Raw genomic sequence first — 12885 nt, 5'->3', positions numbered from 1 at the left:
CGCGGTTGGGGTAGACCACACCTCGACATGGCAACGATCGAGCACCGCGCACGGCACCGGCAGGTGAGCCGGGACCCCCAGGTCACGCACCGTTTCACCACGGCGGCGATGATGGTCGCCGCGGGCGCGGCGGGCTGGCTGTGGACGTCCTCGGTGGCGCAGACGCAGCCGCAGCCCACGCCGCGGCAACCTGCGGTGTCGACACCGGCGCCGCAGCAGATCCACCGCGCCGGCCAGGTGATCGCGGTGACGAAGGACTCGCTGACGACGAGCACCCCCGACGGGCAGACCACCACCTTCCGCATCACCGCCGACACCCATCAGATCGGCCGGCCCAGCACCCTCAAGCGCCACGTCGTGGTGCTCGGCGTCGTGCACGACGGGGTCGCGGTGGCCACCGCGATCGCCGACCAGGGCGCCGTCGGACCCGACGGCCCGCCGATGGACTACGGGCTGCCCACCTGAGCCCGCCACTGCGCGAGGACCTCGCTCAGTCCCTGAGCGAGGACCGGTAACTGGGGAATCAAGGTCAGGCAGCCGATGAACTGCAGCCGGCGCGCGCGGTCCATGGTCGTCCGTACCTGCGGGTCGTTGGTGCGCATCCCGCGCCGCCGTGCCGCGGCGTCGTATTCGGCGACGGCGTCGGCCTCCAGTAGCGCGAGGTCCCATTCCACTGGTCCGCTGGTGACGTCTTCGAAGTCGGAGAACCGGATGCCCGACGTCGTCCGGATCACGTTGTGCGACGGCGCGTCTCCTTGTAGCGGCTGCACCGCAATCCCACCGAAGGCGGCCGCGAACGCCGCGCGGTCAGACAACATCTCCCGAAGGTCGGCGAATTCGTCGCGGGCCCGATCGATCTCGGCCACGGTCAGAAGGTCGACGGTCCCGAGATGCTCGAGCATCTCCGGCAACCCGTCGTTGAACGGACCCAGGAACGGCAGCTCGCCGGGGTAGCCGGCCAGGGCCGCGTGCAGCGCCGCGCTGTAGGACATGCCGGCACCGCGATACGGCTCATGGTCGGGCGCCAGATCGGCCAGCTCCCAGAATGTCATCGAGAATCCGTCGCGGCGCACGGGGCGACGGGGCACCAGAGGCGACGGCGGGACCACGGGAACGCCCTGATCGTGCAGCCACGCGGCGACGTCGAGTTCGCGCTGCTGGCGCACGCTCTGCTGTTCGGGCCGGGCGCTGCTGGTCAGCACTACCGGGACACGCGCGACCACCGGCTCCGGTTGCAGGTGTACCACCACGGAGAACACATCGTGGAGCACCGCGCCGTGCCGCACATCGAGTCCGAGGTTGCGTCCGGCGGTCACGGCGGCGGCCACCGCGCGCCCGGTTCTGTCACCCGTCATTCGTGGTGGCGCACCCCGGCCAGCACGCTCTCTGGGGGGTTGCCGGCGTGATCGAACGCGCGGCCGCGGCGCTCGGCGTGCGCGCTGCCGCTGAACAGTCCCGAGTCGGCCTGCGATGCGGCATGCGGTGCGGTCTCGACCGTGCGGCCGGACTGGGTGTGGTGTTCGAGCCGCTGACGGGGCAGCGCACCGGGATTGGAGCGCTGCAGCCAGGCGACCATGCCCTCGCGGATATCGCAGCGCAGGTCGAACACCGCGCCGGCGTTGGGCGCGCTGACCAGTATTCGCACCCGGACGAGCCCGTCGACGGCGTCGGTCACCTGCAAAACGCCGACCCGGCCGTCCCACTTCTCGTTCGCGTGCAGCATGCGGTCGAGTTCGGCGCGCATCTCCTCGAACGGGGCAGTGAAGTCCACGTCGAGCTCCACGGTGCCGAGCAGTTCGGTCGCGTTCCGGGTCCAGTTCTGGAACGGCGTGCTGGTGAAGTATGTGCACGGCAGCACCAGCCGCCGCTCATCCCACAGATGCACCACGACGTAGGTCAGTGTGATCTCCTCGATGCGGCCCCACTCGTCCTCCAGCACCACGATGTCGCCGACACGGATGGCGTCGGAGAACGCGATCTGGATACCGGCGAACACCGAACCGAGGGAGGTCTGCGCGGCGAGGCCGGCCACCACCGTCAACACCCCGGCCGACGCGAACAGCGTCTTGCCGATGTCACTGAACGACGGGAACGTCATCAGCGCCGCGGCCGCGCCCAGCATGACAACGACGGCGACGACGAGCCGCCGCAGCACGGTGACCTGCGTCTTGATCTTGCGGCGATGCCGGTCGGCATCGGTCAATCCTTCGTCACCGCCGGCGAAGCGGGAGATCACCTGGCGTTCGACCACCCGGACCAGGCTCACCGCCACCCAGGTCAGGGTCGCGATGAGCGCGATCACCAGCGTGTGGTCCAGCCAGCCGCGCCAGCCCGCCTGCCCGTCGCTGATCCGCCGCACGGCCACGGTGGCCGCGATGACCACCAGGGTCGCGCGCAGCGGCATCCGGGTCAGCTGAGCCACTTCGCGCATGACAGCGTTGTGACGGCCCAGCCGCAGCAGCACCCACGACACGGCCAGGCCGAGCCCGTAGCCCGCTGCGACGGCGCCTGCCATCCAGGCGGCATTGACGGCGAGATGAGTAGCTGAGGTCAATTCGATCGCGTCGTCCATATCTGTGCAGCCTTCCCGAGGTGGCTGACGTGAAACGTGGGGCGCCGTCAGCCCGCCTTGGCGACCTTCGCCTTGATCTTGTCCGGCAGCGCGTCCGCGGCCGCCAAGCTGGGCAGCAGCTCCCGTTCGCCCATGATCGCGCGGAACACTGTGCCGATCGTCACAGTGTGGTCCCGCCGGTGGACAACCTCGATGGGATCGCCGGCGCGAACCGTGCCCGGCTCGATGACCCGGAAATACGCACCCGGCATCCCGGCGGCGGTGAAGGTCTTGATCCAGCCGCGGATGCCGAGGAACTTGGCGAAGGTCTGGCACGGGGTGCGGGGGCTGGTGACCTCCAGCAGCAGGCCGTCGTCGCCGACCGCCCAGCGTTCGCCGATCAGGCACGCGGTGAGGTCGACGCCGGAAGTGGTCAGGTTCTCCCCGAACATGCCGTTGGTGAGATCGCGGCCGAGTTCACCGGCCCAGCGGTCGAGGTGCTCGCGGGCGTAGGCGTACACCGCCTGGTCGTCGCCGCCGTGGTACTTGCTGTCGCATACCGAGTCGCCGACGACGCCGCTGCCGAGCCCGCCTCTGCGGGGACCCGGGGCGCGCACGGCCAGGGGTTCAGCGCTGGGGCGCTTGTCGATTCCGGATGTGCGGAATCCGAGGTCGAGGGGGAAGGTCGCCGTGTTCACTGTCAGAACCGAAGCCATGAGAACAGCTAACCAGGCGGTGCGAGCGATTTAATCCAGCAATTCCCAGCTGTCGTTCTCGCCGACCGGTTCCGCGGTGATCCGCACGGTCCGTTCCTCGCCCTGCTGGTCGGTGGCGACACAGTCGAACGTCTTTCCGATCTCGACGGCCTTGAGCCCCTCACCGCAGTCCACCGTGACGGGGAACTGCAGCTGGTTCGACAGCTCATCGGTCAATGCGCTTGCGGTGCTTGGCAAGTCGTACAGCGTGTCTTTGGTGCTGAAGTCCACGTTGTAGTCGTCGTCGGTGATGGTGGACGCGACCCGGACGGTCTGTCCGCCGACCTCGGCGGTGCAGTCGAAGGTGTCGCCCTTTCCCGGGCTCGGCTCCTGTTCGGGGCACTCGACGCCGGAGACCTGCTGGTCGATCGAGGAGTAGCTGCTGTTGAGCTCGTCGGTGATCGCCTTCTCCAGCTTGTCGTAATCGAGCCCGCCGGTACCGAACGAGAACTGGCACGCCGACGCGACCAGCGCCGCACCGCAGGCGAGCAGAACAGACGACGCGGTCCGGGCGGTCGGGCTCAGTGACATGGGTCAAGATCATATTGACTGCAGATGCGCAGGTAAAGGGTCATAAACCGGCCGGATCGTCCGGCACGTCGACGGCGTATCGCCGCAGTACCTCCAGCGGCACCGAGTCCAGGGTGCGCTCGTGTGTCGAGGCGAGCACCACCGGGCAGGCGTACCCGTCGGTGTGCGCGCGCAGCCAGTTCAGCGCCGTCACACACCACCGGTCGCCGGGCACCAGCCCGGGGAACCGGTACGCCGGCATCGGCGTGGACAGATCGTTGCCGATCGAACGCTGGTGCCTGAGGAACTCGGCGGTCACCACCGCGCAGATGGTGTGCCGGCCCAGGTCCTCGTCGCCGGTGCTGCAGCACCCGTCGCGGTAGAACCCGGTCATGGGTTCGGTTCCGCAGGGTTCCAACGGTGCGCCGAGAACGTTCCGATCCGCCATCGGGTCAGTATCGCCGAGTCAGATGCTGAGCCTGCGGTATCGCTGCAGACGTCGCACACCGTGTGCCGGCGCCGCCCCGTCCACCGGCGTCAGCGCCGCGCGCATCTGCTCCCGCGTTCCGTCCGCGTCGAGGTGCATCCCGATCGCGACCAGGCTGTTGGCCGGTGCGTTCGGTGGAGCGACCGCGACGTGCACCGACGGCCCGACCACGTTGACGGTGTACCGCCGCGTCGAGGCCCGATAACGCACTGCGATCGTGCCCTTGATCCGGTACACCCCGGGCGGCGGCTCCTCGAGCAGATCGATGACCGCCCCGGGATCCACACAGCCTGCTGCGGTCACCGTCACCGAATCAGCATGGGTGTGGTGGTGGGTGTCGGTCGCGGTGTCGGACCACAACTCGCGGAAGGTGAGCTGGCCGATGTGGTCGGCGTCCCCGGCGACGTCGTAGAGCAGCGCCGGGTCGACCCGTCCAGCGGTGACGCCGACGACGTAGGCGTGGGAATTGAGCGCGCGGACCCGGTGCTCGATGCGCTCCAGCGCGGCGTCGCGGTCGTGCCCGGCGATCTGGTCGAGCTTGTTGACCACCACGAGGGTGGCCGCGGCGTAGCGCGCCGGGGGAGTGGGGTCGCGGTCGACGGTGTCGAAGTGCGTCGCCGCGTCGATGACGTCGACGACCCCGCCCGGCCGCACCCCATCGACGCCACTGAACCGGATGATCCGGGACACCGCCACCGGATCGGCCAGGCCGCTGGCCTCGACGATGATCGCGTCCAGCCGCAGCTTGGGATCGGCCAGACGGGCCAGTGCGGCATCCAGACCGCCCTCGTCGGGCAGGCAGCAGATGCACCCGCCGGCGATCGATGCGGGTTCGTCGACCTGTCCGGTGACCAGCCCAGCGTCGACGTTCAGTTCGCCGAAGTCGTTGATGATCACCCCGATTCGCGCATCGGGGCTGCGTAACACGTGGTTGAGAAGAGTCGTCTTGCCGGCGCCGAGGTAGCCGGTCAACGCGATGACGGGTATCGGCTGCACAGCCCGGCAGGCTACCGGTCGCTCACCTCGCCTCACCAGCCACGACACCGCCCGGATGTGAGTAGCATGACAGGCGCTCCGCTTTGGCCGGCGGATTGGGGGATTTCGTGCAGGGTGGGACGGACGGCGGCGTCGACACGGCAACCCGCATCGCTGACGCGACCGCCAGTCTGCCTGCGCTCAAGGCGTTGTTGCGAATCTCCGACGCCGTTTCGCGGGCTGAGCACTTCGACGAGGTGCTCGAGGTCGTCGCCGAACAGGGGGCGTCGGCGCTGGGTGCGGCGTCGGTGTCGATCAGCCGGTGGGAACGCGACCGCAGGGCGTTGCGCACGCTGATCGAGGTGGGGGATCGTTCGCCGCACCAGCATCGTCTGGCCGTTCCGGTCGTGGTGGGCGACTCGGTCTGGGGCGAGATCAGCGCGACCGGAGACGGCGGGCGCCGCTTCGATCTCGACGACACCCGGCTGTTGCAGGCGATCGCCGCGCACACCGCGGTGGCGATCGGCCGCTCAGAGTTGCTCACCACAGTGTGGCGGTACGCGTTCGAGGATCCGCTGACCGGCATCGCCAACCGGCGGGCCATCGACCGGCGCATGAACGAAACCGACTGGGACACAGTGATTACGGTGGCGCTCATGTGCGACCTCGACGGGTTCAAGCGCATCAACGACAGGGAGGGCCACCCTGCCGGGGATCGGCTGCTGCGCGGAGTGGCCCGGGAACTGGAGCGTCTGACCACGACGATCGACGGCGCGGTGGCCGCCCGGCTGGGTGGGGACGAGTTCTGCGTGCTGCTGCCCGACGCCACCATGGCCTCGGCGCAGGTCTTCGCCATGGACGCGACGACGGCCATCCGGTCGACGGTGACGTCTGCGGTGACCGTGTCCTGGGGTGCGGCCGCGGCCGGTCCCGGGATCCGGGACGGCAACGCACTTCTGGCCGCCGCCGACGCTGCGCTGATGGAGGCCAAACGTCAGGGCCCGGCGCATTACAGCACCGCCGAGACGATGACCACGGTGCCGGCCCCGGTGAATCGGCGGGTCACCGAGGCGCGACCGCCGATCGAGAGTCTGCCCGGGACGGTCGTCCGCATGCTCTCGGAGCAGCCCGGTCTGACGCTGCCCCTGGCGTTGGAACTGCTCGCCGTCCAGGTCCAGCAGGTCACCGGGGTCGCCGCCTGGGCCATCTCGGAATGCGCGCCCGGCGCCGCGCTGCGCACGCTGCGCTGCGTGGACTGCGTTCGGCGGGCAGAGTCCGGGTTGTCGGTGATCACCGATCTGGGACCGTCCTGCTATCCGCTGTCCGCGTATCCCGCGTCGGCCCGCGCCGTTCACGAGGGCACCACGTTCATCGCGGGACCGGACGTCCCCGGATCCGATCGGGCCGAGGCGGCGTTGCTGGCCCGGCTCGGGTACCGCGCCGTGCTGGGGGTCGGCGTGCCGGCCGGCCGCGAGAGCTATCTGCTCGAGTTTTTCTCGCACGACGGACACCACGAGCTGGTCAGGATCGCCCCGCTGGTCGAGGTCCTCGGCGTCTACTGCGTGTCGCAGTTCAACGGAAGCCGGCGGTTCCACCGTCGACCATGACGGTTTGCGCTGTGACATAGGCCGATTCGTCGCTGATCAGGAAGCAGACCACAGGACCGATATCGGTGCCGACGTCACCCAGCCGGCCCATCGGCACGCTGCGCAGGCTGCGTTCGTAGGCCTCGGGCGCCATCTCCCGCCACAACCGGATGCCGTCGGATTCGGCGAACGGGCACACCACATTGACCCGGATGCCGTCTCTGGCCCACTCCATCGCGGCGGCCTTGGAGATGCCGCGGATCGCTTCCTTGGCTCCGGCGTACGCGCCGAACTTCGGTTTCCCGAGGGTGCCCGACCCGGACCCGAGGTTGACGACGCTGCCGCCCCCGTTGCCGACGAGCACCGGGTACACCGCCTGCATCAGCTCGAATGTCGCGCGTGGACCCACGTCGAAGACCAGGTCGTAGTCCTCGCGGGTGATGTCCTGGAAAGGCTTGGGCTCGTTGGTGGCGATCGCGTTGTTCACCAGACCGTGCACCGTGCCGAACGCGTCCACAGCGGCGCCGATGATGCGCTGCGCGCAGTCCGGTTCGCGGAGGTCGGCGACCAGCGGTCGAACCCGCGGGCCGAGCTCGGCCACGGTGTCGTGCAGCGTCTGCTCGTCGCGATCGACGGCCAGCACCGACGCGCCACGTGCGAGCAGCGCCGACGTGATGCCCCTGCCCACGCCGCGGGCTGCGCCGGTGACGATCACGGATCGACCCTCGAGCAGCGTCTCCGGAACCTTCGGGGTCACGCCCGTCACGGTAGGGCAGCCAGCTGGTTCTTGACGACCACGCCGTCCTTGACGATGACGGCCAGATTCTGCCGCGGATTGCCCAGCAGGCGCAGGTCCGTGGTCGGATCTCCGTCGACGAGCAGCACGTCGGCCCAGGCGCCGACGGTGATCTCACCCAGACGGGCCGCCCGGTACGGGTCGCGGTCGCCGGCCAGCCGGAACAGTTCGGCGTTGCCGGAGGTGAGCATCTTGAGGGCGTCGACGGTGGTCATGTACTCGCCGAGCCGGACTGCCATCGCGCTCTGCAGGTCGTCGCGGTCGGGTTCGAACAGCAGATCGGTTCCCCATGCGGTCTTGACCCCGTGCTTGGTGGCCCAGCCGAACAGCTGATCGGTGCCGGCGCAGATCTCGCGGTTCTTTTCGGCGCTGTCCGGGTTGAGGAAGCTGTGGTCGTGTTCGGCGAACGGCTGGGTGGACAGCCAGACGCCACGCTCGGCGAGCATCGCGATGGTCGGTTCGTCGGCGAGGTGTCCGTGTTCGATGGATTTCACCCCGGCTTCGACGGCCCGGCGTATCCCCGTGACGTTGTAGACGTGGGTGGCCACGTAGGTGCCGTAATCCGCGGCGGCCTGCACCGCGGCGCGGAGCTCGGGAGCCGTGAACTGGACCGTGTACAGCGGGTCGTACAGGGAAGCGGCACCGCCACCGACCATCAGCTTGATCTGCGACGCGCCGAGCTTGAGCTGCTCGCGCACCGCGGCGAGCACCCGGTCTGCGCCGTCGGCGACCCGCATGAACCCGATCTCCTCGGCGCGGGATTCGCTGCCGCCCAGCGCCGTCGGGGTCTGGTAGACGAAGCCGAAGTCGCCGTGGCCGCCGGTCTGCGAGATCGCGGCCTGGCTGGGATAGATGCGGGGACCGAGCTCGGGCCGGGCGTCGATCACCTTCTTGATGCCTGCGGTGTCACCGGCCATGTCGCGCACCGTGGTGAACCCGCGCAGCAGCGTGTCCTTCGCCGCGGCCAGTGTCGAGGCGGCCAGCTGGGTCTGGGATCCCATCGCCAGGTCGAGCAGGGTGTTGGCCATTCCGACGAGATGGATGTGCGCGTCGCTCATGCCGGGCATCAGGGTGCGCCCGCCGCCGTCGATCACGGCGGTGCCGTCCGTCTCAGCGATCGGCGAGGATTCCACCGCGGCGACGGTGCGTCCCACGATCAGCACGTGGCCGTTTGTGACCCGGTCGGACAGACCGTCGAAGATTCGCACGTTCTTGATCAGCAGACGCTGTCCGGTCGAACTGGCCTCGGCCACCATGGCTACCTCCTCGAGTCCTGCGCAACGTTAGCTGCACAGTACGAAAGGGCCGGGCCCATGCGGGCCCGGCCCTCTCAGGAGACGGTGTCAGCTACCGGTCAGGTCGCTGCGGTCACGGAGCGGGGATGGTGGCACAACCAAGGCCCGGGATGCAGCCGGTGGCTCCACCGGGGCCGGCGGTGCCGGACGGGCCGCCCGGAATCGCGCCGGTGGCTCCGTCAGGCCCGGCTGCGCCGCTCGGGCCGCCGGGAATGGCGCCCGCGGCGCCACCGGGACCGGCCGCTCCGGCGGGGCCGCCGGGAATGGCACCTGCGGCGCCGTCGGGGCCTGCCGTGCCGTTCACGACGCACGGTGTGCCGTCCGGGTTGAAGCATGGGGGCGGCGCCGGCTGCGCAAAGGTCAGGGGCGCTGTTGCGATGGCCGTCGCCGCAGCGCCCGCGAACAGAAAGGAACCAATCATTCGGGGTGTTGAGGTCTTGTTTCGCATGTCTGAAAGATTGCCGGGGATCAAGAAATCAAAACCACCCAATTTGTGGTCGCGCTGACGGCCGCGTCCTGCCACCGCACCCGTCCCGGGTCGGCGCGGTGGCATGCTGGCTCAATGGGATTGGTGATCAGGCTGCTCGAGCTGATGCTCGTGCTGGTGCCGCTGCTGGGGGCGGTGTATGCCGCGTTCCGGGGTGTCGCCGCGCTGCGGGGACGTCAATCCGCCGAGCTGCCGCCGCCCCCGGATCCCGCGGCGGCGCAGCGCCGAGCGATAGGTCGCGCGATCGAGGAGCACGACCGGACCGACACCCGCTGGCTGGAGTACGAGCTCGACCTGTCCAGGCTGCTGGACTGTCCGATGATGACCGATCTGCGGGACGCTCTCACCGAGCGCTTCCACCGGGCGAAGCTGCGCGCCGACTTCCTGCGGCCCGCTGACGTCGACGATCTGGTCGACGACCGCGACGCGACGCGTGAATACCTGGCCGCGGTGCAGGAATACGTCACGGCCTTCGACATCGCCGAGGCGGAGGCGTTGCGCCGCAGACGATCCGGATTCACCGGAGAGGAGCAGGAACGTCTGGCGCGGGCGCAGCGTCTGCTGCGGGTGGCGGCGGATTCGGCTGCCACGCAACAGGAACGGGAGCGGGCCTACCGCTTGGCGCGGCGCGAGCTCGACGGGTTGCTGGTGCTTCCCGAGCGGGCCCGCGCCGCACTGGAGCGCGGTATCAGCGGCGAGCTCGACTAATTGTTGCCCGGCTCCTCGTCGGCGACCTCGAGCGCGTGGTCCAGGATCGCCAGACCCTCCCGGGCCTGTTCGTCGGTGATGATGCACGGCGGCACCACGTGGATGCGGTTGTAGTTCGCGAACGGCAGCAGTCCGAGCTTCTTGCACCGGCCAATTACTGAATTCATTGCAGCACTTGAACTTCCGTACGGCGCCAGGGGCTCGCGGGTATCCTGGTCGGCGACCAGTTCGACCGCCCAGAACACGCCGGCGCCGCGCACCTCGCCCACACACCGGTGCCGGGCGGCGATGTCGCGCAGGCCGGGCCCGATGACCTCGGCGCCGATGCGTGCCGCGTTCTCGACGATGCCCTCGTCGGCCATCGCGTTGATCGTCGCCACCGCGGACGCCGTCGCCAGCGGATGCCCGGAATAGGTCAGGCCGCCCGGATACGCACGGTGGGCGAAGGTCTGCGCGATCGCAGGGTTGATCGCGACGCCGCCGAGCGGCACATAACCGGAGTTGACCCCCTTGGCGAACGTCATCAGGTCGGGCGTGACATCGAAGTGGTTGATGGAGAACCACTTTCCGCTACGGCCGAAACCTGCCATCACCTCGTCGGCGATGAACACGATGCCGTATTCGTCGCACAGCTCACGCACTCCGGCGATGTAGCCGGGCGGGGGCACCATGATGCCGGCCGTGCCGGGGATCGACTCCAGGATGATTGCCGCGATAGTGCTCGGGCCCTCCATCCGGATGGTGTCGTGCAGGTGCTTGAGCGCGCGTTCGGACTCTTCGGCTTCGGTGGTGGCGTGGAACTGCGACCGGTACAGGAACGGGCCGAAGAAGTGCACAACGCCGGCATTGCCGTGATCGTTGGGCCAGCGCCGGGGGTCGCCGGTCAGGTTGATAGCGGTCTCTGTGCCACCGTGGTAGGAGCGGTAGCGGGACAGCACCTTGTAGCGGCCGGTGTGCAGTCGGGCCATCCGCACCGCATGTTCGACCGCATCGGCGCCGCCGTTGGTGAAGAAGATCTTGTTCAGCTCGCCGGGGGTGCGCTCGGCGATCAGACGTGCGGCTTCGGAGCGGGCGGCGTTGGCGTGCTGCGGTGCGACCGTGCACAGCTTGGCGGCCTGCTCGGCGATCGCGGCGACGACCTTGGGGTGCTGGTGCCCGATGTTGGTGTTCACCAGCATCGAAGAGAAGTCGAGAAGCTTGTTGCCGTCGCCGTCCCAGACGTAGCAGCCCTCTGAGGCCACGATCGTCATCGGGGAGATGTCGGCCTGCGCGGACCACGAATGGAACACGTGGGCGCGGTCGAGCTCGTACGTGCGGGCGGCCTCCGCACGCGCCGCCTCGACGGTCAGTCCGTTGGGGAGAAGGCCGGATTCTTCAAGCGTTTCGTTCAGCACACCGAAACGGTAGATCTCCAAGCGCAGAAGCGACAATTGCCTGTCGCCGGCCGTGCCGCGGATAGGGGCCGCCGGCTGACGGCATTTGGTGCGCTGGCGTGTCACAGTCCACGGGTAGAATCGAACACATGTTCGATAGATTGTATGCGGGGTTGGATGAGCCGGCTCTGGTCGCTGCGATCGAACAGGCTGCGCGTGAGGAAGCCCGGGCCGGGGCGCGCAAGATGGCCGCGATCGCCGAGTTGGTGAATCTGACGGTCGATGAGGATGACGAACGAGGCATGTGGGCCTTCGATCCGTGGAAGAACGCCGCCTGCCAGGTCGGGGCCGCTTTGTCGATCAGCCAGCAGCGCGCCTCGGCTCAGATGTGTGTTGCGACGGCGCTGCGTTACCGGCTGCCCAAGGTGGCGGCCCTGTACCTGCAGGGGCGCCTGAGCGCCCGGTTGATTTCGGAGATCACCTGGCGCACCCATCTGGTCACCGACGACATCATCGCCGTGGTTGACGCGGCGCTGGCAGCCAAGGCCCAGACGTGGGGACCGCTGTCGGACGAGAAACTGGTCAACAAGATCAACGCCGTGATCGAGCGCCACGACCCCGACGCGGTGCGCCGCGCCAAGGAGGTCCTCAAGAAGCGGGATGTGCAGATCGGGGCTCATGAGGACCCCGACGCGGTCACGTCGCTGTGGGGGTTGTTGTTGGCGCCGGACGCCGCGGTGTACAAGGCGCGGATTGCCCGACTGGTCAACGGTTTGTGTGAGGCGGATCCGCGTTCCATCGGTGAGCGGCGCTCCGATGCCATGGGCGCGATCGGTCGGGGCGAAGACCACCTGCGGTGCCGGTGCGGATCTTCGGCCTGCACCGCCAGCGGCCCGGCGAAATCGCCGGTGGTGATTCACGTGATCGCCGACAAGGCGGCCGTTGATGCCGCAAAGCAGGTGATCGCCGCCGAGGACCGCGAACAGCAGAACATCAGGGTCGAATCCGAACGTCCCCAGCCCGAGTCCGAACCTGACGAGTCCGAACCCGAGAGCCGGCCCGGGGCCGAACCTGTTGAGCCCGGTCTTGATTGCTGCGCCAAGGATTCCTGCGCCAAGGATTCCGGGGTGGCGTTGCTTGCGGGGGCTCAGGTCCTGCCGGTCGTGGCGTTGGCAGAAGCCATCCGCTCCGGAGCGTTGATCAAGCCGTTGTGGCTGCCTGGCCCCGATCCCGAACCGCACTACCAGCCCTCGGCGAAGCTGGCCGCGTTCATCCGCGCCCGCGATGTGTTCTGCCGCTTCCCGGGATGCGGTGTTCCCGCCGAGCGTTGCGACATCGACCACGTCGTGCCGTACCCCTACG

The 12885-nt window shown here is 68.8% G+C and carries 14 protein-coding genes; 4 read left to right on the top strand and 10 right to left on the bottom strand.

Going from position 1 to position 12885, the window contains the following annotated elements:
* The first annotated feature begins 27 nt into the window (after nt 1–27).
* Nucleotides 28–465, top strand: coding sequence for a hypothetical protein (locus ACXMYJ_RS20100; RefSeq protein WP_260755937.1), 438 nt, complete (start codon nt 28–30; stop codon nt 463–465).
* Here the strand turns inward: ACXMYJ_RS20100 and ACXMYJ_RS20095 are convergent.
* The 6 genes from ACXMYJ_RS20095 to ACXMYJ_RS20070 are packed head-to-tail and all read right to left on the bottom strand — an operon-like array spanning nt 447 to nt 5299.
* Nucleotides 447–1355 (bottom strand): phosphotransferase, encoded by a 909-nt coding sequence (locus ACXMYJ_RS20095; RefSeq protein ID WP_260755936.1) that lies wholly within the window; start codon nt 1353–1355, stop codon nt 447–449. The two genes, ACXMYJ_RS20100 and ACXMYJ_RS20095, sit on opposite strands and share 19 nt — an antisense overlap.
* Nucleotides 1352–2572 carry a mechanosensitive ion channel family protein gene (locus ACXMYJ_RS20090; RefSeq protein WP_260755935.1) on the bottom strand — a complete coding sequence of 407 codons (1221 nt, stop codon included), beginning with the start codon at nt 2570–2572 and terminating at the stop codon, nt 1352–1354. Before ACXMYJ_RS20090 ends, ACXMYJ_RS20095 begins: the two co-directional genes overlap by 4 nt.
* A gap of 47 nt (nt 2573–2619) precedes the next feature.
* On the bottom strand, nt 2620–3267 hold the full coding sequence (locus tag ACXMYJ_RS20085; protein WP_460358671.1) for an MOSC domain-containing protein: 648 nt from the start codon (nt 3265–3267) through the stop codon (nt 2620–2622).
* A gap of 30 nt (nt 3268–3297) precedes the next feature.
* A complete protein-coding gene (locus ACXMYJ_RS20080) occupies nt 3298–3837 on the bottom strand; it encodes a DUF4333 domain-containing protein (protein ID WP_460358669.1) in 540 nt (179 codons plus the stop codon).
* Nucleotides 3838–3877: 40 nt separating this feature from the next.
* Complete coding sequence (locus ACXMYJ_RS20075; protein WP_260755932.1) at nt 3878–4264, bottom strand: DUF2237 family protein; 387 nt, start codon at nt 4262–4264, stop codon at nt 3878–3880.
* An 18-nt stretch (nt 4265–4282) separates the two neighbouring features.
* On the bottom strand, nt 4283–5299 hold the full coding sequence (locus tag ACXMYJ_RS20070) for a CobW family GTP-binding protein (protein ID WP_260755931.1): 1017 nt from the start codon (nt 5297–5299) through the stop codon (nt 4283–4285).
* A gap of 83 nt (nt 5300–5382) precedes the next feature.
* Between ACXMYJ_RS20070 and ACXMYJ_RS20065 the strand changes: the two genes are divergently transcribed.
* Entirely contained in the window at nt 5383–6885 is a 1503-nt protein-coding gene (locus tag ACXMYJ_RS20065; protein ID WP_460358666.1) for a GGDEF domain-containing protein, read from the top strand.
* Here the strand turns inward: ACXMYJ_RS20065 and ACXMYJ_RS20060 are convergent.
* The 3 genes from ACXMYJ_RS20060 to ACXMYJ_RS20050 form a co-directional block, all read right to left on the bottom strand.
* Nucleotides 6851–7621 (bottom strand): SDR family NAD(P)-dependent oxidoreductase, encoded by a 771-nt coding sequence (locus ACXMYJ_RS20060; protein WP_443188448.1) that lies wholly within the window; start codon nt 7619–7621, stop codon nt 6851–6853. The genes ACXMYJ_RS20065 and ACXMYJ_RS20060 overlap by 35 nt on opposite strands.
* A gap of 5 nt (nt 7622–7626) precedes the next feature.
* Nucleotides 7627–8916: a metal-dependent hydrolase family protein gene (locus tag ACXMYJ_RS20055; RefSeq protein WP_460358664.1), complete on the bottom strand. Its 1290-nt coding sequence runs from the start codon at nt 8914–8916 to the stop codon at nt 7627–7629.
* 112 nt (nt 8917–9028) lie between these two features.
* A complete protein-coding gene (locus tag ACXMYJ_RS20050; RefSeq protein WP_460358662.1) occupies nt 9029–9403 on the bottom strand; it encodes a hypothetical protein in 375 nt (124 codons plus the stop codon).
* Between the two features lie 114 nt (nt 9404–9517).
* Between ACXMYJ_RS20050 and ACXMYJ_RS20045 the strand changes: the two genes are divergently transcribed.
* Complete coding sequence (locus ACXMYJ_RS20045; protein WP_460358660.1) at nt 9518–10150, top strand: hypothetical protein; 633 nt, start codon at nt 9518–9520, stop codon at nt 10148–10150.
* Here the strand turns inward: ACXMYJ_RS20045 and ACXMYJ_RS20040 are convergent.
* Nucleotides 10147–11544, bottom strand: a complete 1398-nt coding sequence (locus ACXMYJ_RS20040; protein WP_460358658.1) for an aminotransferase class III-fold pyridoxal phosphate-dependent enzyme — start codon at nt 11542–11544, stop codon at nt 10147–10149. The genes ACXMYJ_RS20045 and ACXMYJ_RS20040 overlap by 4 nt on opposite strands.
* A gap of 128 nt (nt 11545–11672) precedes the next feature.
* On the opposite strand from ACXMYJ_RS20040, the gene ACXMYJ_RS20035 reads away from it, so the two are divergent.
* Nucleotides 11673–12885: HNH endonuclease signature motif containing protein (locus tag ACXMYJ_RS20035; protein WP_460358656.1), on the top strand; the 1213-nt coding region annotated here is incomplete at its 3' end.

It is taken from the genome of Mycobacterium sp. ZZG, from assembly GCF_054786995.1.
The sequence above is the reverse complement of the archived record's forward strand: the minus strand, read 5'-3'. Positions and strand labels throughout refer to the sequence as shown.

What these genes read in the sequence shown, in the direction of transcription:
- ACXMYJ_RS20075 (WP_260755932.1), bottom strand. Translation starts at nt 4,264, where the DNA reads ATGGCGGATCGGAACGTTCTCGGCGCACCGTTGGAACCCTGCGGAACC.
- ACXMYJ_RS20085 (WP_460358671.1), bottom strand. Translation starts at nt 3,267, where the DNA reads ATGGCTTCGGTTCTGACAGTGAACACGGCGACCTTCCCCCTCGACCTC.
- ACXMYJ_RS20100 (WP_260755937.1), top strand. Translation starts at nt 28, where the DNA reads ATGGCAACGATCGAGCACCGCGCACGGCACCGGCAGGTGAGCCGGGAC.
- ACXMYJ_RS20080 (WP_460358669.1), bottom strand. Translation starts at nt 3,837, where the DNA reads ATGTCACTGAGCCCGACCGCCCGGACCGCGTCGTCTGTTCTGCTCGCC.
- ACXMYJ_RS20095 (WP_260755936.1), bottom strand. Translation starts at nt 1,355, where the DNA reads ATGACGGGTGACAGAACCGGGCGCGCGGTGGCCGCCGCCGTGACCGCC.
- ACXMYJ_RS20090 (WP_260755935.1), bottom strand. Translation starts at nt 2,572, where the DNA reads ATGGACGACGCGATCGAATTGACCTCAGCTACTCATCTCGCCGTCAAT.
- ACXMYJ_RS20045 (WP_460358660.1), top strand. Translation starts at nt 9,518, where the DNA reads ATGGGATTGGTGATCAGGCTGCTCGAGCTGATGCTCGTGCTGGTGCCG.
- ACXMYJ_RS20050 (WP_460358662.1), bottom strand. Translation starts at nt 9,403, where the DNA reads ATGCGAAACAAGACCTCAACACCCCGAATGATTGGTTCCTTTCTGTTC.
- ACXMYJ_RS20055 (WP_460358664.1), bottom strand. Translation starts at nt 8,916, where the DNA reads ATGGTGGCCGAGGCCAGTTCGACCGGACAGCGTCTGCTGATCAAGAAC.